A 26,758-nucleotide genomic window follows, 5' to 3' on the forward strand; every position below is an offset into this window, starting at 1 on the left:
TTATAAAGTTTAAGGAATATTGATGAAAAAGTATGTATGTTTGTTGTTATTTTTATGTTTGAGTAATTTATTTGCATATCCGTTATCTTTTGGGGGAGGATTTTCTTATCAATTTACTAATTATACTAGCAAAAACGATTTAAATAAATTTGCACAAAATTCTAATAGAGTAGATAATGGAATAAATTTAAATTTATTTTTTGATGCTAATTATGTTATTTTTGATGTGTCTTATAAAGATGCTTTTATATCTGAACATAACGGTAGATATTTTGGAATTGGGCTTTGTGGGATTTATCCAATTATTTTTAAAGAATATGTTAGAGTATTATTTCCTCTTCTTGGGATTAAATATGCAGTTGATTTAAGTTCTGAGAAACGAAATCTGTTTTTTTTGTCTTTAGGACTTGCTACAGACCTTTTTATTCCTGAAGTTAAAGGACTTTATGTTAGGCCTTTATTGATGCTTTCTGTTTCTCCGACTTCTGCTTCTGGCAATTTTTCTTCTTTGACAACTGAAATTACACTTGGAATTAATATTGGTTGGAAATTTCTTAATTAGGCAGTTTTATTCCTAAGTGAAAAGGGATTATTCTCTCTTGTCCAAAGAGATTGGATGTAGCATTAAGTTTATGGGGCAAATTATTTGATTTTACGACCAGTGTGCTTGAACCACCTCCGTCTAGGTTAATAGAATTAATAATTCCATACTTTAAAGATAAGTCTATTGCATCATTTAAGGAAATCCCTTTACTTTTATTAATTCCTCTTCCCTCGATTGTTATGAGATATAAGTGTTTATTTCCTTTGTCAGTTCCTATTATTGTTCTTGGATGTTTGTTTTCTTTAAAATTTTTAGTATACTTCCCATTTTTGATTAAGGGGAAGAACCCACTAAAACCATAATCAGAAGTTTTTATTTCATCTATTTTAGGGTTTAATATTATTTGATTGTTCTTAATTACAATTGCTCCATAATTTTGTCTTGCATTAGATATTATTTTTTTGTCATATATATATAAGCCACGGGGATAGTACATGCTATTTTTTATCTCATATGGACTAGTATTAATAGCAATGTCTACTTCATTTGAAATTAAAAATTGACTTGTTGTCTGACCTTCAAAGTAATAATTATTTGTTTTTTTGTCGAAAATAGGCTTTGAAATTATGAACTTTAAATTTTTGTTTTTAATCTTGGCAATAACATAATTGCTTTCCATAAAAGAGCCTTGAATTATTTTGTATTTAGAGATATCTTCTTTTGAGTTGAGAAATTTTGATGCAGATAAGAAACCAAGTAATAAAATTAATAGTGTTAAATATGAAAGTTTTTTATTCATTTCTTTTTATTTTATAGGAATAAATGCTTTTAGGATAGTTTTTTAAAATTATATCTTTAATTTTAAAAAACAATGCTTTATTTTTTGTTCTTGCAATGATATATAATTGGTAAATTATTTTTATATTTAGTTCTTTATATTTTTTTAAAATATCATTAATTTCTTCTTCATTTATTTTGTCTTCATTGATTCTGAGTTTTAGTAGTAGAATTTCATTTTTTGTATTTTCATTTTTTGGTTCTTTTATTTTTTTTAAAAAATGATTAGCCTCTTCATATTTCTTTATTTTAAGTAAGTATTTGGACATGAGTAAATAATGTAGTTCTAGGTTAAGATTTTTGATTTCATTTATTGTTTCAAGTTCTTTTGGTAAATTATTATTTAAGTCATACAGCATGTATAGTTTATTTAGCTTTTCAAGTTTTTCTTTGTCTTTACTGTAAAGTAAAGCAAAAGAAGATATTAAAAAAAAGGCTAGGAAAATGTTAAATGAGATTTTATTCATGCTGATTATTGTAGATAATATACACTTTTTTTGTAAGAATAAGAAGGAATGAGTAAAAAATGTCCTTCTTATTCTTTCTTTTTTAAATTTAAATTTTAGACTTTATATAAGTTGCAATTTTTTCAGATTTAGCTCCGAATATTGCTTGGGCTTGGTTTCCGGATGAGATGATTGTACCACTTGCTCCAAGATTTTTTATTAAATCTTTATTTACTAATTTAGGATTCTCTACATCTACTCGGAGTCTTGTGAAGCATGAATCAACATTTTTTATGTTGTTAAGCCCGCCAAAGGCTTTAATGATTGAATCAAAAATTTCATCGTCAGAGATATTGGAGGGAATGTGAGATATTAGTTCTCCTTCATTATCATCTTCACGTCCAGGTGTTTTGATTTTAAAGATTTTTATTAGTGTTATGAAAATAATGAAGTAAACAGTTCCAATTCCAAGTCCTATTGGAAATATTAATAGAGCTTTTGTTGACTTTGGAAACATTAAAAAGTAGTCTATTATACCTGCTGAGAGTGCGAACGCTATGTGTACTCCAAAGATGTTAGTAATGATTAATGATAAACCGGTTAGGACAGCGTGTATTAGATAAAGGAAAGGTGCTATTAACATGAATGTATATTCTATTGGTTCTGTAATTCCTGTAAGAAATGCAGTAAGTGATGCTGAGAGTAAAAGTCCACCCACTTCCCCTCGGCGCTCTTTTTTGGATGTTAAGTACATAGCAAGAGCAGCACCAGGTAGTCCAAATAACATCATAGGATACATTCCTGCTGTAAATGTTCCAGCATTTGGATCTCCATTTAAATATCTTGTAATTTCTCCTTGAACTATACTCCCATCGGATGCAGTATATTCTCCAAATACAAAATATACTAAAGTGTTAAGGAGTTGATGTAGCCCTGTTATTATTAGTAATCTATTTAAGAATCCAAATACAAACAACCCTAAATGACCAGCTTCTACCATCCAATTTCCGACTTGGTTAATAGCTATTTGTAAGGGTGCCCATAGAAACCCAAAGACTATTGCTAGTAAAGCAGACAGTAATCCATTCATTATTGGTACTAACCTTTGGCCTGAGAAAAATCCTAAAAATTGTGGTATTTCCCAGTATACCACTTTATCGCTAAGCATAGCTGAGGTTGTACCTGCAATAATACCTCCCAATACAGACATGTTTACAGGTTCTAATTTTCCGTTAATTGTTATTGTAAATGTAGCCAGACCTGCATTTAGAATTAAATACCCAACGGCTCCTCCAAGAGCTGCAGCTGCCTTGTTATTTTTAGATAAACCCATTCCAGTTCCAATTGCAAATAGTATAGGTAAATTCCCAAGGATAGCCCCACCTGATTGTTCCATTAATTTCCCAATTTGTCTAAAAATTCCAGAGGGATCTGTAGCTTCTATTATTAAGTATCCAAATCCAAGTAAAATCCCTGCAATTGGTAAGACAGCTGCGGGAGTTTGTACTGCTTTTCCAAGGTTTTGTAAATTTTTCATTACATTATTCATAACAAATATCCTCCATTAATTTTATATTCTTTGTTAGATAAAGTTTAACTTAACCTTAAATATGATACTAGTTTAATATCAATATTTTATGTTGATTGATTTTAAAGGTTTTGTGTGAGCTGGGTTTTTTATGCTTTTAGAAAAAAACATTTAATTTTTTATAAACTTTATTTATTGTGGGTTTTATTGCAGCAAGTTTATTAATATGTGCTTGGTTGTCAATTAGGCTTTTTATACTATCCATTGATTCTTCAATTGCTATTATGAAGCTCTTTTGAGGTTTTAACCAAAAATTGTCAGAGTAATCACTTCTAAGTGATAAAAAGAGTACGGACTTTTTATTTGGATGTTGAACAAAATGCATGGTGCATTCTAAGATGTTTTTGACCTTATTAATTTCATTAATATTTATATTAGTATTTTCATATTTTTCTATAAGTGTCCAATTTGACCCCATATTAGTTACTATGCTTATAATTTCTATTAATTTTTTACTTTTAAATATTACTAAATCTTTATGTATTAATTTTATATGAATTTTTTTAGTTGCTTGTTCTTCTGCATTTGTTAAGCCCTTTAAAGATAATTCTTTAGCTTCCTTTAAGGTAAGAGTTATAAATTGAATGTTGTTTTCATTTTGAATATTGAATTTCTTTTGACCAATAGTGATTCCATTTTCTAATAAAAGTTTTTTTTCTTTTTTTGATGTACTCTTGTGAGTTTTATTTAAACTTTTATTTTCTTGTGAATGTTTTTTTTGTTTATTTTCTTCAAAGTCAATATCATTTATCCATTCTTTCTTAAGTACTCCAATTGACCTAGCATATCTTTTAGTTGTTTCTATTATTTCACCTGCAACAAAGTATTTTACAGAGTCTATATTAATAAGTGACCCAGGATGTATTACTACATTTTGGGCTTTTATTGTTTTGTATTTATTTTTTGAAGTTTTAAAGCAAATATAGTCTTTCATGCCTCTCATTATAGATTTTAAATAACCTTCGTTGTCAATTTCAGGTTTGTGTGCTATTGGGATGTTAAATCTACTTACAATATTTTCAAGTTGTTTTTGTACATTAATAATTTCTTCAAGGCCTTGCAAGTCTAAATAATTTTCTTTAGCAAAGTCTTCTTTGTTTAAAGCTTTTTTGTAGTCTTCAAATATTTTAATAAATCCCATTAAGTCTCCTAATGGATTTTTATATTTTAAATGAGCTTGCCTAGCTTCTATTTCTTCGTTTTGAGGTAGCAAAAAAACTCCACTTGTAGAAAGGAACGACAAACCAATTGTAGTTGGGTATATTGCTTGTTGATAGTTAATCATTGCTTCAACCAAAGCCCTTGAATGTATTGGTATTAGAGGGAATATGATCATGTACTTCCCAATTTCTGTAAGCTCGTTTTTGTCATTTATTGCATCTAAGGATTTTAGTATTTCACTTGCTGTTTGAATAGATTTAATGGAAGGCTTTGAGATAAATTCAAACTTTGTAAAATTTTTAATTCCAATATCTGCCATCCTTAATATTACTTCAGATAAATCTGTTCTATATATTTCTTCCTTTTGATATTCGTCTCTTAGTTGATATTCATCTCTTCTGTATAGCCTGTAGCATGTTCCCTTTGAAAGTCGTCCTGCTCTTCCTGCTCTCTGCGTTGCTGATGATTTTGAGATTGGGACCTCTTGGAGTGAGTAAGTATGCGTTTTCATCTGGAATCTATTTGTTTTTACTTTTCCGCTATCAATTACTATTTTAATATTTTCAATTGTAATTGAAGTTTCTGCAATGTTTGTTGATACTATTATTTTCCTTTTATTCTTAGGTGTTGGCATAAAGATTTGTTCTTGTGCTTCTTTTGCCATTCGACCATATAAAGGTAAAATGATTAAGTCTTTCTTTAAGTTTAATTCATGAATTTCTTTTATTGTTTCTTTTATTTCCTTCTCGCCAGATAAAAATATAAGGATGTCACCTTCTTGTTTACCTTTAATTATACTACTAATTATTTCTTTTATTTTGAGTATCATTCCCTTTGATGTATTAAGTAAAGGAGGATTATATATTATTTGTACAGGATAAGTAATTGTTTCTATGTTAAGTATTGGTGCGTTGTTAAAATATTTTGAAAATATTTGTGTATTTATCGTGGCAGATGAAATTATAACTTTAAAATCGTCTCTTTTTTTTAAGATATCCTTAATAAGGCCTAGTATGAAGTCTATATTTAAACTTCTCTCATGTGCTTCATCTATTATAATTACATCATATTCATAAAGCAATGTGTCTTTTTTTAGCTCTTGTAAGAGTACACCATCAGTCATTAATTTAATTTTGGTTTTAGAGCTTATAATTTCTTGAAATCTTATCTTGTAGCCTACTTCTTCTCCAACATTTACTCCAATATGTTTTGCAATGTATTCTGCTATTGATACAGTGGCTATTCTTCTAGGTTGTGTTACACCAATTTTGCCAAGCTTTGCAAACCCTGCTTCATATATTATTCTTGGTATTTGAGTGGTTTTACCGCTTCCTGTTGGACTTTCTACTATTAAAACATTATTTGATTTTAATAGTAGAATGAGTTCATCTTTATATTTGTAAATAGGAAGTTCGAAATCATTCATGCTCTACATTAACCCAAAAACATAAGTTGCATCTATTTGATTAAGATCAATGTTAGTGGGTAAATCAACCTTTTTTCTCTTAATTTTAGCATAGAATTTATCGTTTTGTTTGTAAATGTAAATTTTATTGCTAACTTTATTTTTTGATAAGGGTATTGATTTTACAATAATTCCGTTTTTTTCTAATTTTGCATCTAAAAGTTTAATAGATTCTTCTAGTGTTATTTCATAAGCTTTTATATCTTTTTTGAGTGGGCATATTATGCTGTTAGTTTCAGTTTTAATGTAATCTCCAAAAATTCCAGTTGTAGCAATTATTTTTTCATTGGTTTTTGGATACTCTCCAATTACTTTTGGAAGTGAAAGTAGCTTAAGTGCTATATCTAGGTTTATATTTTCGTATTCTATGTGTTTAGCTGATACCTTTTTAGCTTTAATTATTTTAGGTTTTTTGAGTTTTCCAGTCTTTGTGAACTCTTGTGGAGCATGAATATCCTCTCCAAGTTGGATAAGACCTCCATATTTTGAGTTTTTATATATTACATTAAGTCCTGTTTCAGGATCAATTCCTAGTATGTTAGGTTGTGTTTCTTTTTCTTCTATTATTTTTTTTATTTCTTCTTCTTTATATAAACTTTCTAAGGGAGTTGTAATATTAATAGAATAATTATTGCCGTTAGAAATTAGATAAGGTCCAAATTTTCCAATGTTTATTGCATAACCAAATGCCTTATCATTTTTATATTCATAAACTGTTCTAAATTCTCCGGCACTAATAATGGGATCTATTTTATCTACTGTATTCTTAAGACCTTCTTCTCCGTTGTAGAATTGACTTAAATATTTTATTTTATCTAATTTCCCTATTGCGATTTTATCTAGGTTTTCTTCCATGTAGGATGTAAATTTTGATTCAATTAATAATGGAAAATATTTTTCTAAAAGCTTTACAACAGCAGCTCCTTTTATTGTTGGTATTAGTGTATTATTTTGCTTAAAAACATATTCTCTTTCAAGAAGTGTTGAGATTATAGTTGAATAAGTGGAGGGACGTCCTATGCCTTCTTTTTCAAGTTTTTGTACAAGTGTTGCCTCTGTATATCTGAATGGAGGTTTTGTTTCATGTTCTTCTGGTTTTATGCCTAATATCACAAACTTATCGCCTTCTTTAATTAGAGAAAAATCTATAGTACTGTTTTCGTAAGGTTCTCTACTGTTTTTAAGAAACCCGTCAAAAATTATTTTTGTAAAACTTGATTTAAAGGTTAAATCTTTATATTTAAATGTTATTTTAATAACTTCTTTTACGGCATCTGTCATCATTGATTCAATAGTTCTATCCCATATTATTTTGTATATTTCTCTAGCAGTTTCGCTTTCTGTTTTTATGCTTTGAGGGGGAGTAAACATTTCAGAAGGTCTTATGGCTTCATGTGCATCTTGAGCCATTTTTGCTTTAGAATATACTCGATCATTCACTTCTACGTATTTTTCTCCATATTTTTCTTTTATAATAGTTTTGATTTTTTCTCTTGCACTTTTTGCAATACTATAGGAGTCTGTTCTCATATAGGTTATGTAACCACTCTCATATAACTTTTGTGCGTAACTCATAATTTGTTTGGTGCTTATTTTGAGTCGCCTATTTACTTCTTGTTGAAGTGAGGATGTAATGAATGGTCTAGGAGGAGCTTGTCTTATCTCTTTTGTCTCAATTGAAATTACTTCTATTTCCTTTGCCTTCTTTAATTCCTTTACAAGTGTATCCATTAATGTTTTGTCTATTAAAATTGTTTTATCAGGGTCTTGTAAAAATCCTGTATCATTTATAAAATCTTTGCTTTCAGCTACATTTTTATTTCCAATCTTGTCTATGATTGTTTCAATCTGAATATCATTTTTGCTATGTCTACATTCAAGTGAAATTGAGTAGTAATTGGCTTTTTTAAAATTTATTCTTGTCGTTTCCTTTTCTATGATTAACTTAAGTCCAACAGATTGTACTCTACCCGCAGAGAGTCCATAAGCAATTTTTTTCCAAAGTAAAGGAGATATTGTGTACCCATAAAGTCTGTCTAATATTCTTCTTGTTTCTCCGGCATTAACAAGATCCATATCAATTTTTCTTGTATTTTTAAGTGACTCAATGATTGCGCTTTTTGTAATTTCATGAAATACCATTCTTTTGTAATTTTTAAGTTTTAAAACTTCTTTTAGATGAAATGCAATTGTTTCTCCCTCTCTATCTTGGTCAGTAGCAAGGTATATTTCATTTTTTCCTTTTATGAGGTTTTTAAGCTTTTCAATTATTATTCTTTTATTGTATGGAATGATATAAAGAGGCTTAAAATCATGTTTATAATCTATAGATAAGGTAGCCCATTCAAATTTTTTATACTCTTCAGGTATTTCTTTAGCACTATTTGGTAAATCTCTTATGTGTCCTATACACGCTTCTACTAAAAATGAGTTATCAAGGTATTTCTTTATTGTTATTGCTTTTGTAGGTGATTCTACTATTATCAATTTTTCTTGTTGCATAATTCCCTTATATTTTTATAATATAACATAATGTATAAATTGTTATAATCTTTAAGAAAAATAATGTGTATTGATGAATAGTTATAGGGCTTTGCATACATCTGACTGGCATATTGGGAAGAAGATTGGGCATTTTTCTCGAATTGATGAACAACAAAAATTTTTAAATTTTTTATTGGAATTTGTTAAGAATGAAAAGATTGATCTTTTGCTTATTGCTGGTGATATTTACGATTCAAAGAGGCCAGGACTTGAAGAACAAAAGTTAATAAATGATTTTTTTTATGAATTATCTTTTACCTCTTGTAAATGGTGTGTATTGATTGCGGGAAACCATGATAAGAAAGAGTATTTTAGTATTAATAAAAAGATATTCTCAAGGTTTAATTTTTTTTTAATAACAGAAGATGAGCTTGTTGATCAAGTAATCTTTTTAAAAGACGGTGGTGATGTTCAATTTATTATTGTCTGTATCCCTCATATCAATGAGAGGCTTATTTTAAATCAAGATTATGGGGACATGGAGCTTAATAGCGATGTATTCCTGCGAAAACTTGAATATGCTTATCGAGATAAAATAGCAAATATTGTTAATTCTCTTGATGATAAGTACCATAGTGTTCCTAAGATTTTGATTGCACATTCTTTTTTTTGTAGTAGAAGAAGTGTTAGTAGCATTGGGAATAGTTCTATTCTTCCTGTTAGTGTTTTTGGAGATAGTTTCTCTTATGTTGCACTTGGCCATCTACATGATTTTAGGAAATTGAAGGCTAATGTTGTTTATTCAGGATCACCTATTCAGTATTCATTTGATGAGAATAAAAGAAAATATATTAATATTTTGCTTTTCAATGACAGTAAATTAGTTTCGCAAGATAAGGTTTTACTTCCTGTGTTTGGTGAGTTGCATTTTTTACAAGGTTCTTTTAATGAGGTTGTGAGTGGATTATATAAGATAAAAAGAAAGCTTTCATGTCTTTGCTACTTAAAAATTGAGCTTAAGGAGAGAATAGAAGCTGAATTTGAAGAACAGATTTATAGTTTAGCAAAATCAAGTTTGATTAAAATATTTGATATTTATTATCAGTTATTAAACTTAGAAGAGAACTCTGCGGAACAAGGTAAAAAATTAATTAGTAAGGACGAGGTATTAAGTAGGGATGAAAAGTATTTTTTCCAAGAAAAATTAAAAAGAGATATTATTAATGGTTTTAGAAGGGGGAGCAGATTTAAGGAAGAAGAACTTATTGCTCTTTTTGAAGAAATATTACTTAAGGGAAGAGCAGGGGAATATGAGAATAAATAAGCTTATATTTAAAAATATTGCTTCTTATAAAGGAGAATATGAGATAAATTTTGATGTCCCTGTTTTAAAAAATTCTGGAATTTTTTTGATTTCTGGAAATACGGGATCTGGTAAGAGTACCATTCTTGACTGCATAACTCTTGCGCTTTATGCACGAGTATATAGACTTGATAAGAATATTTCAGATGCAATTTCTAAAGGGTTTGATAATGCTTATGTTAGACTTACTTTTACTGTTTCTGGAAAAATATATGAATCATTCATTGAACTTAATATAAAGCAAAAAGAGACTCCTAAAAATATGTTACTAAGGAGCCTTAGTGATAGTAGTTATATTGAAAATAGAGAAGATGTTTTAGCTTATATAAGGAATCTTTGTAGATTAAATTTTGAGCAGTTTTGTCAGACTGTTATATTACCGCAAGGTAATTTCCAAGAGTTTTTAACTTCAAAACCAAAAAGTAAGACAGGAATAATTGATAATATTTTTAATTTAAAAAAGTATGATGATATAGAAGTTTTTTTGAAGAGAGAACTTGAATTGACAAATTTGAATAGAGAGAAATTGGAATTTGTAGAATCAGAAGAGAAAAGTAGAATAGAGAACAATAACAGTAAGTTAAATGAATTAACTAATTTTTTGGATTTGGTTGATATCAAAAAGTTAAAAAGAAGACTTGAGAAGATTTATAAATTAATATTTATTTGCGACAAAATAGTAAAGAACAATCAAAAGTATTTAGATATAGAGAATAGAATAGATAATTTAGAGTTAGAATTATCTTCTAAAATTAAGAGTAAAGAGAGTTTAAATTATGGATATTCTTTACATGAAAACAACAGAGTAAAGGTAGAAGAAAGTCTTAAATTTTACAATTCTTGTGAATTTTTAGATTTAGAAGATTTTATTAAAAGGCAAAGTGAGCTTCTTAATGATAAGAATAGGTTTTTATTGAAGCTTGCAGATGTTCAAAGAGATTTAGAAGAATTAAAATATTTGAACTTAGATAGTCTTAATTTTAGTTATATAAAAGAATTATATTATGAAAATATTCTTTTTTCTGAGGTGAATTTTGACGAGAGTGCATATGAGAAATTGAATATAGAAAAAAGCCAATTGGAAGAGAAAAGAGAAGAGCTATTAGCGGAGCAGGCTAGAAAAAATGAAGAGCTTAAAAGTATTACTTTAGAAGAAGTAAAATTTGATTTTGATAAGTATATTTATTATGAGGCATTAAAATTATTTAGGTGTTTTAATGAAGAGTTGATATTAAAATATAGGTATGAGTTAGAGTTATTTATAGAGTCAAATGATGATACATTACAAAATGTTGACATCAATATTAAAATAGATTTGTATAGAAAATTCTTAAAAGATTTGGGTAATAATAGAGAATCTATTGAAAAAGATATAGAGAATCTTAAGTTTCTTGAAGATGCATATAAGATGTACCAAGGAAAGGAACAATTAAGAACTAGCAGCCTAGGTTATCTTTTAGAGCTAAACACGAGACTTCAGATTTTACAATCTAAATTGGATACTATTAATGCAGGTATATTGCACGAAAGGGAAAATAAAATCAAATGGGAAACTCAAATTACAGAATTTAATAAGAAGAATACAGAAATTTTAAAAAGGATTGGTATCAATCTATTTAATAGATATATAGATTATTATGATAAAAATAAGATTTTGATTTTTGAAGATAAGCTTAGAGAAGTTGAACTTTTAAAATCAACCTTAAGTGATTTAAATTCGAAAATTGCTTTAAAAGAAGTAGAACTGGAAGAAAATTTAGATAAGATAAAAAATTTATTATCTTATCTAAATTTAAGTATGAGCATGGAAAATCCTATTTTATTGGAAAAAGAATTTGAAAAATTTTTAAGTGATAAAATGAAAAAGGAGTATGAGTATTTAAAAGTAGATTCAATTTTGAGTAATATAAACAACTCAAAGCTTAGACTTGAAAGTCAAATTGAGCTTATGGATCAAAGTATAGTAAGAATGAGAGGGGAACTTAAGGATGAATTAAATGAATTTACTACTAATTTGCTAGATTTCAAAGAATCAATGGAAAGTAATTTTGATGAAGGGGATATTTTTTCTTTTGAGTCTTTGAAACCTAGTAGGGACAGTTTGGATTATTTTTTAAAGTTGAAATCTAATTTTATGTCTAAAATTGAGATAATATCCAAGGATATTAGTCAGTATGAGTCAAGCTTTTTGAATTTACAGACTTTAAAGGAAGAGCTCTATAAACAAAACATTAATTTAGAGAATATTCAGAGGGAATTAAGCAGTTTAAACGAAAGAAATGAAAAGCTGGAAATTTTAAAGAAAGTTGTGACTACTTCTCCTAGCTTAAAGTATTATGTTCAAAGTTTTTTAATTGAAGAAATATTAAACATGTCAAATAAAAGATATTTGAACGTTATTCTTCCTGATTTTGAGCTTCAAATTAATACAGAGAGTAAAGATTTTGATTTTTTAGTTAAAAGCAGAAGAGATGGAGGTATGGCTCGCAGTGTAAAAACTCTTTCTGGAGGTGAGAAGTTTCTTGTCTCTTTGTCACTCTCTCTAGCACTCTCAGATATGATAAGAGATAGTGAACTTAAAATAGAAGCATTTTTTCTTGATGAGGGCTTTGGAAGTCTTGATGAGGATACTTTAAAAATGGTTATTCCAAAAATTTCTGATTTTCAACGCGTTGATGGGCGTCAGATAGGTATAATCTCTCATGTTGCTTATTTGAAGGAAGAGATTAAAGCAAAAATAATCATAAGTAAGATATCAAAAATATCTAATATTGCTATAGAAAGTTTGTAATTTTTTATTATATAATTAATTTAAATTTTTAAAAATATGGAGTTTATATGGAACGCTATTTGGCAATTGATGTTGGAGGTACTAGTACTAAGTATTCTTTAGCAGATAGTGGAGGCAATTTTCTTGATAAGCATGAAGTTGAGTCGGGCACTACTCCTGATGAACAAGTTGGTATTTTAGTTAATATAATTAACGCTTATAAAAAAGATGAAAATATTAAGGGTGCTGCGATTTGCATGCCTGGATTTGTTGACCCTAAAGGAATTGTAATTAGAGTAAATGCCATTAAGGGATTTATTAATTATCCTTTAAAAGAAAAGCTTAAAGCTTTAACAGGTGTTAATGTTGAACTTGAAAATGATGCTAATTGTGTTGCTTTAGCTGAGAAATACAAAGGTAATGCTATTTATTCTAATGATTTTATTGCTTTGACTCTTGGAACAGGCATTGGTGCTGGAATATTTATGAATGGAAAACTTTTAAGAGGATATTCTTTTATGTCCGGTGAGATCGGGTTTATGATTACTAGGGGACTTGAAAATAATATTCCTTTTAACTGCAGGTGGGAGTCTATAGCCTCTGTTGCAGCTTTAAGAAAGAGAGTAGCGGAGCGCTTAGAAAAGGACTTGAATGAAGTTTCTGGAGAATATATTTTTGAACTTGCTAGTGCCGGTAATGTTCATGCTAGGAATGAAGTTGATAGATTTTTTGAAACTTTATCATTTGGAATTTTTAATTTAACTTTTGTTTTAAATCCTGAGAAAATTTTAATTGGAGGCGGAATAAGTTCAAGACCTGATTTGATAAGTAATATATATAAAAAATTAGAAAATTTATGGTCTTTGGAATTGGCTAGTATTTATGATAATGATATAAAGAAGCTTGTGAGACTTGAGACAACTAAGTTTAATAATGATTCTGGTAAAATAGGAGCATTATATCATTATTTTGTTGAAAATAAATTGTTATGTAATTTAGGCATTTAGATGATCAGAGAGGCATGCGTTTTTAATATAGATGAAGCTATGACTTCTTTTAAACTTGGTGCTAATAGGATTGAGCTTTGTGAAAATACAAATTGTGGGGGAACTACACCTTCTTATGGTACCATAAAGATTTTAAAGGAAAATCTGAGGATTCCTATTGCTGTAATGATTAGACCGAGATGTGGAGATTTTGTGTATTCTAATTTGGAATTTCAAGCTATGAAGGAAGATATTAAGGTTTGTAAGAGTCTTGGAGTAGAGGGTGTTGTTTTTGGGATCTTAGATGATGAGAATGAGATTGATATAGCTAGAACTAGAGAGCTATTAGGTTTATCTAAGCCTTTAAAAGTAACTTTTCATAAGGCAATTGATAATACTTGTGATATTAGGGCTTCTGTATCAAAACTTATGGACATTGGTGTGCATAGAATATTGACTTCAGGTGGAGCATTTAGGGCAGAGGATTCTCTTATCTTATTGAAAGAATTAATATTAATGACGGAAAATAAATTAGAAATTGTTGTAGCTGGAAAGGTGACTAAGCAAAATATAGATAGCATTGATTCTATTTTAGGCGCTAGAGCTTATCATGGGAAATTGATTGTTGGTGATTTAAATTTGTAATTGTTAAGGTGGAGGTTAAGTAAATTATGGATATTAGTAAGGAAGATTTTAAAATAAGTTTTAATAGAAATTTGAAATGTTATTATCAAGTTGACAGTGTTAAAGATTTATCTGATATTGAGCTTTATAATTGTTTTTCAAGAACAGTGATTGATTACTTTTTGGAAAAGTGGGCCGATACTAAATTAGATTTTGATAAAAAACGAGAAAAAAAAGTGTGTTATCTTTCTGCTGAGTTTTTAGTAGGTAGATTTTTAAGTAATACTTTAATTAACATGGGCTCTTTTGATGTTGTAAAGTCATTAGCAGATGAATTTGGTATTGATTTTAATGAGCTTGAAAACATAGAAATTGATGCAGGTTTGGGTAATGGTGGACTTGGAAGACTTGCTGCTTGTTTTTTAGAGTCTCTTTCAACACTTGATTATCCTGCTTTGGGATATGGAATAAAGTATAGGTATGGAATTTTTAAACAGAGTTTTGTTGATGGATATCAGGTCGAAGAACCTGACAAGTGGAGTGAATATGAGTACCCTTGGATTATTAAAAATGTAAGTAGAGTATATGATATTAGTTTTGGAGGTCATATTGAAATTGAGCGAGATTTGGCTGGCAATGAAATTTTTACACATAAAAATCCGTATATTGTTAATGCAATAGCTTATGATGCTCCTATAGTTGGATATGATTCAAAAACAATAAATACTTTAAGATTATGGGAAGCTTATGCGAAGGATGGTTTTGATTTAAGCTTGTTTAACGATATGCAATATCTTGATGCTTCTAGAAAGGAAATGGAAGTATCAAATATTACTAAAATACTTTATCCAAATGATGAGGATCTTGCGGGTAAATTTTTAAGGCTTAGACAACAGTACTTTTTTTGTAGTGCTTCAATTCAAGATGTAATACATGATTTTAAGAAGCATTATAGTAGTGATCTTAAGAGACTACCGGAATATGTAGTTTTTCAGCTTAATGATACTCATCCTGTTGTTGCAATTCCTGAATTAATGAGAATTTTGATTGACAAGGAAAAATTTGATTGGAAATTGGCATGGAAGATTACAAGGCAATGTTTTGCTTATACTAATCATACAGTTTTAGCAGAGGCACTTGAGAAGTGGCCTTTGCGTATGTTCTCGGAACTTTTACCTCGAATTTATCAGATAATTCAGGAAATAAATAAAAGATTTGTTGAAGAAATAGAAGCTAAAAATAGAATGGGCTCTAATTTTGTTTATGATGATTATTTAATAATAAATAATGGTGTAATTAATATGGCATGGCTTGCAATTCATTCATGTTTTTCTGTTAATGGAGTTGCTAAATTACACACAGAAATATTGACAGAAAATGAACTTAAACATTGGTATGCTCTTTATCCTGAGAAATTTAATAACAAAACTAATGGTGTAACGCAGAGAAGATGGCTATTGCTTGCAAATCCTAGACTGTCAAAGTTAGTAAGTTCTAAAATAGGCCATTCTTGGGTTAAGAATTTTGACGATATTGAAAAGTTTTTAGTCTTTAAAGACGATAAAGATGTGATTTCTTCTTTAAGAAAGGTAAAACAGGAGAATAAGGTAGACTTTTCTAATCTTATTTATCGTGAATTGGGAATTAAAATAGATCCTAATTCGATTTTTGATGTTCAAATAAAAAGACTTCATGAATATAAGAGACAGGTTTTAAATGCTTTACATATTTTATATCTTTACAACCAGTTAAAAAGAGATAAAAATTTTTATGTTTATCCTCGAACTTTTATTTTTGGAGCAAAGGCTGCACCAGGTTATAGGATGGCTAAAAATATTATTAAGTTTATTAATGATATTGCAAATAAAGTAAACAATGATCCTGATGTTAATAACAAGATTAAGGTTGTTTTTATTCCAAATTATAATGTTTCTTGGGCAGAGAAAATTATTTCAGCATCGGATGTTTCTGAACAGATTTCTTTGGCAGGAAAAGAAGCTTCAGGGACAAGTAATATGAAGTTTATGATGAATGGAGCTTTGACTCTAGGAACTATGGATGGGGCTAATGTTGAGATTTATGAGCAGGTAGGGGATGAGCATATGTTTATATTTGGCTTAAGAAAAGATGAGGTTATGAAATATAATAAAAATCATTCTTATATACCTAGTTCTGTTTTACAGAGTGACCCTGAGCTTTCTGAGATTATTAATGGTATGGTTGATGGAAGTCTTTTTAAGGGACATTATGAAGTTTATAAAGAAATACATGATAGTTTACTTTATGAGTCTTATGGAGGTTCTCCAGATAGATACTTTGTGTTAAAAGATTTTAGAAGTTATGTTAATGCCCAAAAATTAGTTGAATCTAAATATAAAGACTCAGATTCTTGGTTCTCTTCTTCTTTAGTTAATATAGCTAAAAGTTCTATATTCTCATCAGATAGGACTATTGAGGATTATGTTAAAGATATATGGAAATTGAAAAGACTGCATTAGTAGTGTAGTCTTTTTATTCTTCTTGTTTTTTTGAAAGTAGAGTTGATACAAATTCTTTAACGCTTGTCTTTTCAACCTTAAATTCAAGTTCTACAGTGTGCTTGTCTTGTATCTTAGAGTTTATAGGACTTGAAATTATTATTTTTGTTGTACTTTCTAGGAGAGTTGGTATTAGTTTCTTTGATAAAATGGATAGTATTGTGGGATTGTTAGTTTTTAAATAAGCTTTTAAATTATAGTCAATGTCGTTTACACTATTTGCAATAAGAGTTGCACTATAGAAGGGAATTAAATTTTTTTTGTTTATATTATTTGGTATTAATAAAGCAATGTCTTTAATCCAAAGGAACATTTCATTTTTTTCAAGTATATCGATTTGTGTTGTTAATATATTTTCGTTTTTGTGTGTTATTTCTTTTTGATTTATTAGAAGCCCGATTTTGTCTTTAGTGGGAGTGATATATATATTTGAGTTTTTAATCTTCCATTTTGGATTTGTCAATAAGTTACCTTTAGGTTCAAAGTTTGAATTATTTTGCATTCCCCAGAAAATATTTTTGGGAAAAGTGCCTGTTATTACTGAAGAAAAGCTTTCTGGATTTTTTGTGTAACTTAAATATAGATTGCCAAAGGAATTAACTCCGATTTTGTGCTTAAAGCTTAAGTCATCATAGATAAATCTGTTCTTAGATAGGTCTATGTAAGCGTATATATCTGAAGAGGGATCTAGCAACATGATTGAGGATATTTTATTTTTAGGTGAGTAGTAAGTTAAGGTTGAACATCCTACAAAAAAAATGATTGTGAAAATTTGAGTAACTAACTTGAGCATTTTTCAATGCCTATCATTATTTCTATGTCATCATCAAGCTCTACCTTTGTTATTGCTTTTTCTTTATTTGCTTCTATTTTTAATGTTAGTGTTTCAGATTTAATATAGCTTTCAAATTTACTTATTATTTTTCTTAATGTTTCATTGTTATCTGTATATAATATTATTCGGTCACTAACATTAAATTTATTTTCTTTTCTTAAGTTTTGAACTTTTCTTATAAATTCTCTTGATAATCCTTCTAAATACAACTCTTCTGTTATTAGTGAATCTAATCCAATTGTAATAGAGTCTTCATTTATTACTTTTAGATTTTCTTTTTCTTTTCTCTCTAATATTATGTCTTTTATTGTAATATCATATGTATTTTCTTCTATTTGAATAATATGTGTATTGCCGTTTATTATTTGTAATATAGTCTCGTTTTCTAGCTTCATTATTTCTAATGACACAGCTTTCATGTTTTTACCAAGTTTACTTCCAAGTTCTCTAAAATTGGCTTTTGCCCTATAAGTAACAAGTTCTTCTTCATTTGATTTTATTTTTATTTCTTTTGCATTTATTTCTTCAAGTATTATTTCTTGCATTTCATGTAGTATTTCTTGTTCTTTTTGGTTCTTAGTAACAACATAGATTGTGCTTATGGGTTTTCGTATTTTGATGTCATGAGAGGCTCTAAGTGCCCTTGCAATTGATACTACTTTTCTTGTAAAGTTCATTTTGTCTTCAAGATCTTGCTTTATAAGTTCTTTAATCTCTTTTGGGTATTCGTTTAGGTGAATTGATTCTTTTTCAGCTGTTGTCTTTAAATTTTGATAAATGTTTTCTGTTACAAAAGGAATAAATGGTGCAAGCATTAACATCAAATTTTTTAGTGCATAATATAAAGTTTCATAAGCATCTTGTTTATCAGTATCATTCTCAGATTTCCAAAATCTTCTTCTTGATCTTCTTATGTACCAATTGTTTAGTTTATCAATGAATTCAAGAAGTTCGTCTATTGCTTTTGTTAAATTATATTTATCTATTTCTTCATTTAATATTTTCTTCAAACTTTCAATTTCACTAATTATCCATTGATCAAGGATATTATTTTTGTATAAATTGAGGCTACCATTAACTTCAAATTTATCAATTATTGCATAAGTTATAAAAAAAGAATAAGCATTCCAAATAGGTATGATGATATTCTTAAGAACATCTCTAACCCCATCATCACTGTACTTTAAATCATCAGCTCTTACTACGGGACTCATTATTAGGTAAAGTCTTAAAGCGTCAGCTCCAAATGTGTTTATTACTTCCATTGGATCTGTATAATTTCTAAGGGATTTTGACATTTTTTTCCCATCACTAGATAATACAAGTCCATTGACTATTACATTTTTAAAAGCCGTGTTTTCAAAAAGTGCAGTTCCTAATATTGTTAGTGTATAAAACCATCCTCTTGTTTGGTCTAGGCCTTCTGCAATAAAGTCTGCAGGAAAAATATTATTTAAATTATCTTTATTTGTAAATGGATAATGATTACTTGCATAAGGCATTGACCCAGATTCAAACCAGCAGTCTAAAACTTCACTTGTACGGATGTATATGCCACCATATTCACTGGGCCAAGTTATTTTATCAATTTTGTCCTTATGTAGGTCACTTATCTTTTGTCCAGAATATCTTTCAAGTTCTTCTTTAGAACCTATACATATTTTATTTCCTGACTTTGAACAAACCCAAACTGGTATTGGATTTCCCCAAAATCTATTTCTGCTTATTGCCCAATCTCTTGCATTTTCCAGCCATTTCCCAAATCTTCCTTTTTTTAAATGAGAAGGCATCCAGTTAATCTTTTCATTTGATTTTATAAGTTTTTCTTTTATTGCTTCAATATTTACAAACCATGAACTTACAGGTCTGTAAATTAAGGGTGAATTCGTTCTATAGCAAAATGGGTATCTGTGCAGGAAATTTTCTCTTTTAAAAATGAGATTCATTGATTTTAGTTGTTCTATTATTTTTTTGTCTGCATCTTTAACAAATAAGCCTTCGAAATCTTTTACTTCGTCTGTGAATCTGCATTCGGCATCTATAGGAGTTACTATATCAACTTTTGTGTTGCGTTTAAGTATTTGATAATCTTCTTCTCCAAATGGTGCAATGTGTACTATACCCGTTCCATCATTAGTTGTAACATATTCTGCTGTGTGAACTCTAAAAGCTCCTTTGTTTCGTTGTTTTATAAAATAGTCAAATACAGGCTCATATTCTATGCCAACAATATGCTCGCCTTTAAATTGTTCTAGTACTGTATATGTTTTTTCACACTTGTAATAGTGATTTAATCTGTTTGTTCCAATTATTAAAGTTTCATCTCTTTCTTTATCAAATATTTTAGAATATTCTATATTACTACCAACGGCAATTCCAAGATTTGTAGGTAATGTCCAGGGAGTTGTTGTCCATGCAAGTAGGTATTCATTCTTGTCTTTTATTTTGAACTTGATAGTGAGTGATGGATCGTTAACTTCCTTGTATTCGCCAAGATTTACCTCGAAATTTGAGAGCGGAGTTGCAAGTTTTGGGGAGTATGGCAGTACATAATAACTTTCATAAATTAAACCTTTATCATAAAGAGTCTTAAATACCCACCATACAGATTCCATGAAGCTTGTGTCCATTGTTTTATAATTTTTTTCAAAGTCTACCCATCTACCTAATCTTGAAATAGTCTTTTCCCATTCTTTTGTATATTTAAGAACTATATTTCTGCATTCTTCATTGAATCTTTCAACTCCATATTGTTCTATTTCATGTCTTCCAGAAATTCCTAAAGATTTCTCAACTTCATATTCTACAGGCAAACCATGAGTATCCCATCCAAAGTTTCTCTTAACATATTTTCCTTTCATTGTCTTGTATCTTGGAATTATGTCTTTAATTGTATTTGGAACAAAATGACCAAAGTGAGGAAGTCCTGTTGCAAAAGGAGGACCATCATAAAATGTAAACTCTTCACAACCTATTCTCTGTTGCACAGATTTTTCAAAAATTTTATTATCATTCCAAAATTTTAATATTTTCTCTTCTATCTTAGGAAAATCTACTTTGCTATCTACATTCTTAAACATAAAATTTCCTTTTATTCTATTTTTATATTACTTTTCTCTAAGTGTATTTTTATTAGATTAATAGTGGGGGTTTTGAAAATTTTATTAATAATTTTTTCTTCTATTTCTTCTTTTATTGCATTTAAGATACTTCTTGCGCCAGAGTTTTTGTCATAAAAAGTTTTAATTATATGATTTTTAAGAGTTTCATCCATTTCTATTTTAATATTTTTAGAATGAAATTTTTCAATAAGCTCTTTACAATAATTATTGTAGATTATTTTGACATCTTCTTCTTGTAAGGTATTAAGTATTATTTTTTTTTGTATTTTATCTAATAGAGTTGATTTAAATCGTTTTTTAAGTTCATTGTTTATTTCGCTTTTAATATTTATATTATTATCTGTTTTGCTAAATCCAATACTTCCTTGTCCGAGAAGTATTTTAGAGCCAATAGATGTAGTAAGAACAAAAATGGCATTTTTAAAAGATATTTTGTTTTCTTGGCTGTCAATAAGCTCACCATGTTCAATTATTCGTTCAATTATATTAAGCACTGAATTGTGAGCATTTTCGATATTTTCAAATATAATAAAGGATTTAGGATAATGTTTTAGTCTATTAATTAATAATCCTCCATCAGCATATCCTACATATCCCGGATTTGTTCCTATTAATTTTGAAATAGAATTTTCTTCTCTATATTCTGACATATCTAGCTTTAATATTGAATTTTTATCTTCCATAATGATATTTGATACTTCGTCTGCTAGCATTGTCTTTCCACTTCCGCTTGAGCCTATAAGTAGTGTTGATGTTAAAGGTTTGCAGTTATCATTTATTTCAAGTTTTGTTTTAACTATTTCTCTAAGAATCTCATTTATAGCACGGTCTTGGCCAATTATTTTTTCTCTTATTCGTATTTCTGCTTCTTTAAGTGTGTCAATTTCTTCTTTAATGTTAGATTTTGTTTTAATATCTAACATTGCATCCGTTACTCTTTTAATGTCTTCGGCATTGATTACCTTGCATGTTGTCTCTTGTTTTTTGTTAGCTCCAGCAATATCAATTAGATCAATTGCTTTGTCAGGAAATCTTTTATTAATTAGATATTTTGAGGATAAGTAGATGACATTTTCAATGGCTTCCTTTTTGTAAGTGACACCATGATAAGTTTCAAAATTTTTTATTATGTTATTAAGAATATTTAGAGTTTCTTTTTCATTGGGTTCTTTTATTGATATTGTTTGAAATCTTCGGATAAATGCTTTGTCTTTAGCAATATGCTTCCTATATTCATCATAAGTTGTTGCTCCTATAATTTGTATTTCAGAGCGAGACAATGCGGGTTTTAAAATATTTGATGCATCAAGAGCACCTTCAGAATTTCCAGCTCCCATTAGCGTATGTATTTCGTCAATGAAGATTATTGTATCTTTATTATTTTTAATGGATTTAATTATATTATTTAGTCTCTCTTCGAATTCACCCCTATATTTTGTTCCTGATACTAAGTCAGAAGTATCAATTTTAAGTATTACTTTGTTTTGTAATTTACTTTTTATTTCTTTATTTGCAATCTTTATTGCGAGTCCTTCAACTATTGCTGTTTTTCCAATTCCAGGTTCTCCTATTAAGATTGTGCTGTTTTTATTTCTTCTTTCAAGTATGTTGATTAGTGCTTGGATTTCCTTCTCACGCCCAATTAAAGGTTCAAGCTTATTTTCCTTTGCAAGTGTTGTTAAATTTTTAACATATTTTCCAATTTCAAAGTTGTCGTTCTCAAGTCTTATTTCATCTTCAAATTCTTTATATGTTTCAATTAGTCTTATTTTATCTATGTTTGTTATTATATTTTCTTCATTAAAGCCAAAACTTAATTTATTGAGTTTATATTTTTTTAGTAATTTTTTTGTTTTTAATATTAGATAAAAAATTTCTTTTATCCCTATTGAAGTTTTAGGCTTAAATTCTTTTTTTGCTTTTTCAATGAGAAGGAAAACTTCTCTATTTATTTTTGGAATTATAATTTCATTAGGGCTTACTAAAATTTTTTCTAATTTTTCGATTTCATACAATGTATCTTGTTTAATATTTTTTAAGGTTTTGGTGTCTATACTTTTTATCTCGGATTTCTTGGGCCGAATAAGAATAGACATTAACAGATGCCAAATTGAAACTTCTCTATTTTTGTTTTTTCTAGCAACTTCTTTTGCGGATACTTCAACTAAATTTACTAGGTTTTCTGCTATATTAATATTTTTCTATCTCCATGTTTATGCTATTAATTATATCAAAAATATTGTTTTTTTGTTCGTATCTCGAATATATAGATACATAAAATTTAATTTTTGGTTCTGTACCAGAAGGTCTAACGGTTATTACGATTTCATTTTCTAATAATAATTTTATTGCGTTAGTGGGGTATTTGTAATCTTCTATTTCATTGACATTTCCGTTAATATCTGTTTCTTTCAATGTTTGATAATCTAATTTTTTAATCACCTTAATGCCTGCAAATTCTTTTTGCTTTTCATTTCTGAATTTTGACATTAGTTTTTCTCTTAAATATTCTCCCTCAGCACCTTTAAGAGTTTTATTGATTGTAAATTCTTCATAATATCCGAATTCTTTGTACATTCCTTGAAGATATTGCTCTATTGTCATTTTATTTTCTTTAAGAGTAAGCATTAAATCGCAAAAACCTTTGATGGCTGAAAATGCATCTTTGTCTCTAGTTCCATCTCCAATTAAGTATCCATGACTTTCTTCACAACCAAAAATAAATTTTTTGTTCGGTTCTTTGATTTTCATCTCATCGATTAAGTTTCCTATCCATTTAAATCCTGTATATGTTCTAAATAGTGTTGAATTATATTTGTGAGCTATTTTATCCAGCATTGGAGTTGTAACAAAAGAAGCTATTGTAAATGCATTTTGAGGATTGCTTTCTCTAGACAATAGGTAATGCATTAAAATGCATGCAATTTGATTTCCGTTTAAAATTTTCCATTCTGTGCCGTCATTAAAGGCAAGACCTATCCTATCGGCATCTGGGTCGGTTGCAAATGCAATATCACAATTCTCTGTCTTTGCAAATTCTATAACTCTAGACATAGCAATATGATCTTCAGGGTTAGGGTATTTTACTGTAGGAAATTCTGGATCAGGGTTTGTTTGTGTTGGTTCAGTTAATAGTTCTACTTTACTGCCTTTGAATAGTTCTTTTATTATTGTTCCTCCTACTCCATGCAAAGGAGTATACGCTACTCTTAATTTTGCTTGCTTACTTTTTTCATTAAAATTGGGAAATTTTTCATTTATTTTTTCTATGTATGGAATATCAATCTCATTGTTAAGTTCTATGATTGATTGATTATTTATTCCTTCTTCTTTTGTAATGAGGTGTGCAATGTTGGATACCTTTTGAATTTCGGATATTATAAGGGAGTCATGAGGAGGTATTATTTGAGCCCCTCCTTTCCAATAAACTTTGTATCCATTGTATTCTTTTGGATTATGACTTGCTGTTATCATTATTCCAATGTCGCATGCTAATTTTATCACTGTATAGGACAATTGAGGAGTTGACCTTAGTTGTTTATATATATAAACTTTAAAGCCATTTGATGCAAAAATTTCAGCAGTATCGTAAGCAAATTCTTTTGAGAAATATCTTGAATCATAGCTTATTGCAACTTTTGGGTTTTTAGTTATTTTAAGAATGTAATTAGCAATTCCTTGGCTTGCTTTTGTAACATTGTAGGTATTCATATAACAAGTACCGGCTCCAATGATTCCTCTCATACCAGCGGTGCCAAATTCTAGGTCTTTATAAAATCTATTGAGCAATTCATTTTCATTGTTTTCATTTAGTAATTTTATTGCTTCATCTTTAAAGTGTTTGTTTTTTTCAAGAAGGATATATTTTTCTATTCTTTTGAAGAGTTCATTGTTTTTCATACCATTTTCCTTTATTTTATATTAAAGAATTTTATATATAAATTATATATATATTATTTTATAGTTTAAACATAAAATAATTGATTAAATTTTACTTGTAATTTTTTTGAGGTCGGTTTTCATGAAATTTTGCTTAAAGTCTGATTATTCTCCTGCTGGTGATCAACCAGAAGCAATTAAAGAGATTAAAAAATCTATTTTGTTTAATAATAAGTATCAGACTTTAAAGGGCGTAACAGGAAGTGGTAAGACTTTTACAGTGGCTAATATTATTAGAGATTTAAATAGACCTTCTTTGGTAATTAGTCATAATAAAACTTTGGCAGCACAGCTTTATAGGGAATTTAAGGATTTTTTTCCAGATAATGCAGTTGAATATTTCGTTTCTTATTACGATTATTATCAACCCGAGTCTTATATTTCCTCAAAAGATTTGTATATAGAAAAGGAAGCCACCATTAATGAAGAGATTGATATAAAGAGAATAAGGGCGGTAACATCTCTTTCCAGAAGGAGAGATGTTATTGTTGTTGCTACAGTATCTTCAATCTATGCGTTGGGTTCTCCAGAATTTTTTAAAAGCGCAGCTCATGCTTTTTTTGTAGGACAAAAGATTTCTATTAAGGATATGGCAGATATTTTTGTGAGATTGCAGTATTCAAGAACTCTTATGAATCTTGAACATGATAAATTTTCTATTAAAGGAGATATTGTTGAAGTATGGCCCAGTAATGAGCATGATAATTTTGCTTATAGAATTTATTTAGATTTTGATGAAATTGTTAAGATTAATAGAATTAGTCCACTTACAAAAAAGGTTTTAGGAACTATTAATGAGTTTACTCTTTTTGCTAAGACTTATTTTGTTATTCCTTATGAGAGTATATTAGACGCTCTTCCTAAAATATATGTTGATTTAAAGATTCAATATCATTATTTTAAAGAAAATGGGAAAATTGTTGAGGCTGAGAGACTTAAGCAAAGGGTGGAATATGATATTGAAATGTTAAGAGAAACTGGATCGTGTCAAGGGATAGAAAATTATTCTAAATATTTTAGTGGAAGTGAAAAAGGTAGACCTTATTGTCTTTTTGATTTTTTCCCTAAGGATTATTTGCTTTTTATTGACGAATCACATGTTACTTTGCCGCAGATTAGAGGAATGTATAATGGAGATTATGCAAGAAAATTGAATCTTGTGAATTTTGGATTTAGACTTCCATCGGCACTTGAGAATAGACCGCTTAAATATCATGAATTTGAAGCTCTTATTAATCAAGCTGTTTTCATTTCAGCTACTCCTGGACTTGAAGAGCGTGAGAAAAGTAGCATTATTGTTGAACAAATAATTCGTCCGACAGGTCTTGTTGATCCAGAAATTATTCTTAAGAATTCAGAGGGGCAAATGGAAGATCTTTATAATGAGATACAAAAAAGAGTTGCTTTGAATGAAAAAGTTTTAATTACAACTTTAACTAAAAAAATGGCGGAAGATTTAACAGATTATTTATTAAGTCTTGATGTTAAGGCTAGGTATCTACATGCAGAACTTAATGCTATTGAGAGAGTTGATGTTATTACATCGCTTAGGAAATCGAAAATTGATGTTATTGTGGGAATTAATTTATTAAGGGAGGGTTTAGATATTCCTGAAGTATCTCTTGTTGCCATATTGGATGCGGATAAAGTAGGCTTTTTAAGATCTACTACTTCTCTAATCCAGATAATTGGTAGAGCTGCTAGAAACTCAAATGGTTGTGTTATAATGTATTATGATCAGGTAAGTTTTTCAATGCAAGAGGCCATTGATGAAACTAATAGAAGACGTAATATTCAAATTGGATACAATAAAAAGAATAATATTATCCCAAGGACTATTGTTAAAAAAGTGCAAAATATTTTGGAAAAAGAATTAAAAAGTGAAACTATTAATGATGATATTAAAAGAATTGTTTCAGATGAAAAATTATCCAAGAAAAATCTTATCAATAAACTTAAGTTTAAGCTTGATGAGGCAGTTAGTGATGAAAGGTTTGAAGATGCTATCTTTTTAAGAGATAAAATAAAAGAACTAACTAAAGGTTGAAATTTTGTAG

General features: G+C 28.7%; 16 protein-coding genes. 7 read left to right on the forward strand and 9 right to left on the reverse strand.

Features of this window, described 5'->3' with window-relative positions; genetic code table 11:
* The first annotated feature begins 22 nt into the window (after nucleotides 1-22).
* Entirely contained in the window at nucleotides 23-562 is a 540-nt protein-coding gene (locus DB313_RS04315) for a hypothetical protein (RefSeq protein WP_120104588.1), read from the forward strand.
* On the opposite strand, the gene DB313_RS04320 is transcribed toward DB313_RS04315, so the two are convergent.
* The 5 genes from DB313_RS04320 to topA all read right to left on the reverse strand — a co-directional run bounded on the left by DB313_RS04320 (nucleotide 555) and on the right by topA (nucleotide 8,543).
* Nucleotides 555-1,343 (reverse strand): phosphodiester glycosidase family protein, encoded by a 789-nt coding sequence (locus DB313_RS04320; RefSeq protein ID WP_120104589.1) that lies wholly within the window; start codon nucleotides 1,341-1,343, stop codon nucleotides 555-557. The genes DB313_RS04315 and DB313_RS04320 overlap by 8 nt on opposite strands.
* On the reverse strand, nucleotides 1,336-1,848 hold the full coding sequence (locus DB313_RS04325) for a hypothetical protein (RefSeq protein WP_120104590.1): 513 nt from the start codon (nucleotides 1,846-1,848) through the stop codon (nucleotides 1,336-1,338). Before DB313_RS04325 ends, DB313_RS04320 begins: the two co-directional genes overlap by 8 nt.
* A gap of 88 nt (nucleotides 1,849-1,936) precedes the next feature.
* Nucleotides 1,937-3,376, reverse strand: a complete 1,440-nt coding sequence (locus tag DB313_RS04330; RefSeq protein WP_120104591.1) for a PTS transporter subunit EIIC — start codon at nucleotides 3,374-3,376, stop codon at nucleotides 1,937-1,939.
* Nucleotides 3,377-3,512: 136 nt separating this feature from the next.
* Nucleotides 3,513-6,002, reverse strand: coding sequence for an ATP-dependent RNA helicase (locus DB313_RS04335; RefSeq protein ID WP_120104592.1), 2,490 nt, complete (start codon nucleotides 6,000-6,002; stop codon nucleotides 3,513-3,515).
* A 3-nt stretch (nucleotides 6,003-6,005) separates the two neighbouring features.
* On the reverse strand, nucleotides 6,006-8,543 hold the full coding sequence (topA, locus tag DB313_RS04340; RefSeq protein ID WP_120104593.1) for a type I DNA topoisomerase: 2,538 nt from the start codon (nucleotides 8,541-8,543) through the stop codon (nucleotides 6,006-6,008).
* Nucleotides 8,544-8,616: 73 nt separating this feature from the next.
* On the opposite strand from topA, the gene sbcD reads away from it, so the two are divergent.
* Genes sbcD through DB313_RS04365 form a run of 5 tightly spaced genes read left to right on the forward strand, consistent with a single transcriptional unit; the run spans nucleotide 8,617 to nucleotide 16,766 of the window.
* The gene (gene sbcD, locus DB313_RS04345) at nucleotides 8,617-9,849 is read left to right on the forward strand and encodes an exonuclease subunit SbcD (RefSeq protein ID WP_120104594.1); all 1,233 of its coding nucleotides are present in this window, start codon (nucleotides 8,617-8,619) and stop codon (nucleotides 9,847-9,849) included.
* The gene (locus DB313_RS04350) at nucleotides 9,836-12,679 is read left to right on the forward strand and encodes an AAA family ATPase (RefSeq protein WP_120104687.1); all 2,844 of its coding nucleotides are present in this window, start codon (nucleotides 9,836-9,838) and stop codon (nucleotides 12,677-12,679) included. The genes sbcD and DB313_RS04350 overlap by 14 nt, the downstream gene beginning before the upstream one ends.
* 47 nt (nucleotides 12,680-12,726) lie before the next feature.
* On the forward strand, nucleotides 12,727-13,665 hold the full coding sequence (locus DB313_RS04355; RefSeq protein ID WP_120104595.1) for an ROK family protein: 939 nt from the start codon (nucleotides 12,727-12,729) through the stop codon (nucleotides 13,663-13,665).
* Nucleotides 13,666-14,289, forward strand: a complete 624-nt coding sequence (locus DB313_RS04360) for a copper homeostasis protein CutC (RefSeq protein ID WP_120104596.1) — start codon at nucleotides 13,666-13,668, stop codon at nucleotides 14,287-14,289.
* A 26-nt stretch (nucleotides 14,290-14,315) separates the two neighbouring features.
* Entirely contained in the window at nucleotides 14,316-16,766 is a 2,451-nt protein-coding gene (locus tag DB313_RS04365; RefSeq protein WP_120104597.1) for a glycogen/starch/alpha-glucan phosphorylase, read from the forward strand.
* 13 nt (nucleotides 16,767-16,779) lie between these two features.
* Here DB313_RS04365 and DB313_RS04370 read toward each other — a convergent pair whose 3' ends face one another.
* The 4 genes from DB313_RS04370 to DB313_RS04385 form a co-directional block, all read right to left on the reverse strand.
* Nucleotides 16,780-17,598, reverse strand: a complete 819-nt coding sequence (locus DB313_RS04370; RefSeq protein WP_120104598.1) for a hypothetical protein — start codon at nucleotides 17,596-17,598, stop codon at nucleotides 16,780-16,782.
* Nucleotides 17,586-20,720, reverse strand: coding sequence for an isoleucine--tRNA ligase (gene ileS / locus DB313_RS04375; protein ID WP_120104599.1), 3,135 nt, complete (start codon nucleotides 20,718-20,720; stop codon nucleotides 17,586-17,588). Before ileS ends, DB313_RS04370 begins: the two co-directional genes overlap by 13 nt.
* 11 nt (nucleotides 20,721-20,731) lie before the next feature.
* The gene (locus tag DB313_RS04380; protein ID WP_238614522.1) at nucleotides 20,732-22,858 is read right to left on the reverse strand and encodes an AAA family ATPase; all 2,127 of its coding nucleotides are present in this window, start codon (nucleotides 22,856-22,858) and stop codon (nucleotides 20,732-20,734) included.
* A gap of 94 nt (nucleotides 22,859-22,952) precedes the next feature.
* Nucleotides 22,953-24,662, reverse strand: a complete 1,710-nt coding sequence (locus DB313_RS04385; protein ID WP_120104601.1) for a phospho-sugar mutase — start codon at nucleotides 24,660-24,662, stop codon at nucleotides 22,953-22,955.
* A gap of 121 nt (nucleotides 24,663-24,783) precedes the next feature.
* On the opposite strand from DB313_RS04385, the gene uvrB reads away from it, so the two are divergent.
* Complete coding sequence (uvrB, locus tag DB313_RS04390; RefSeq protein WP_120104602.1) at nucleotides 24,784-26,748, forward strand: excinuclease ABC subunit UvrB; 1,965 nt, start codon at nucleotides 24,784-24,786, stop codon at nucleotides 26,746-26,748.
* Nucleotides 26,749-26,758: the final 10 nt, after the last annotated feature.

Origin of the sequence: Borrelia turcica IST7 (genome assembly GCF_003606285.1) — a bacterium.
In the GTDB taxonomy this organism is placed as follows: Bacteria; Spirochaetota; Spirochaetia; order Borreliales; family Borreliaceae; genus Borrelia; species Borrelia turcica.

Coding starts and splice junctions, on each gene's coding strand:
- DB313_RS04325 (WP_120104590.1), bottom strand. CDS start 1,848: ATGAATAAAATCTCATTTAACATTTTCCTAGCCTTTTTTTTAATATCT.
- uvrB (WP_120104602.1), top strand. CDS start 24,784: ATGAAATTTTGCTTAAAGTCTGATTATTCTCCTGCTGGTGATCAACCA.
- DB313_RS04360 (WP_120104596.1), top strand. CDS start 13,666: ATGATCAGAGAGGCATGCGTTTTTAATATAGATGAAGCTATGACTTCT.
- DB313_RS04355 (WP_120104595.1), top strand. CDS start 12,727: ATGGAACGCTATTTGGCAATTGATGTTGGAGGTACTAGTACTAAGTAT.
- DB313_RS04320 (WP_120104589.1), bottom strand. CDS start 1,343: ATGAATAAAAAACTTTCATATTTAACACTATTAATTTTATTACTTGGT.
- ileS (WP_120104599.1), bottom strand. CDS start 20,720: ATGTTTAAGAATGTAGATAGCAAAGTAGATTTTCCTAAGATAGAAGAG.
- topA (WP_120104593.1), bottom strand. CDS start 8,543: ATGCAACAAGAAAAATTGATAATAGTAGAATCACCTACAAAAGCAATA.
- DB313_RS04350 (WP_120104687.1), top strand. CDS start 9,836: ATGAGAATAAATAAGCTTATATTTAAAAATATTGCTTCTTATAAAGGA.
- DB313_RS04365 (WP_120104597.1), top strand. CDS start 14,316: ATGGATATTAGTAAGGAAGATTTTAAAATAAGTTTTAATAGAAATTTG.
- DB313_RS04330 (WP_120104591.1), bottom strand. CDS start 3,376: ATGAATAATGTAATGAAAAATTTACAAAACCTTGGAAAAGCAGTACAA.
- DB313_RS04370 (WP_120104598.1), bottom strand. CDS start 17,598: ATGCTCAAGTTAGTTACTCAAATTTTCACAATCATTTTTTTTGTAGGA.
- DB313_RS04385 (WP_120104601.1), bottom strand. CDS start 24,662: ATGAAAAACAATGAACTCTTCAAAAGAATAGAAAAATATATCCTTCTT.
- sbcD (WP_120104594.1), top strand. CDS start 8,617: ATGAATAGTTATAGGGCTTTGCATACATCTGACTGGCATATTGGGAAG.
- DB313_RS04335 (WP_120104592.1), bottom strand. CDS start 6,002: ATGAATGATTTCGAACTTCCTATTTACAAATATAAAGATGAACTCATT.
- DB313_RS04380 (WP_238614522.1), bottom strand. CDS start 22,858: ATGTCTATTCTTATTCGGCCCAAGAAATCCGAGATAAAAAGTATAGAC.
- DB313_RS04315 (WP_120104588.1), top strand. CDS start 23: ATGAAAAAGTATGTATGTTTGTTGTTATTTTTATGTTTGAGTAATTTA.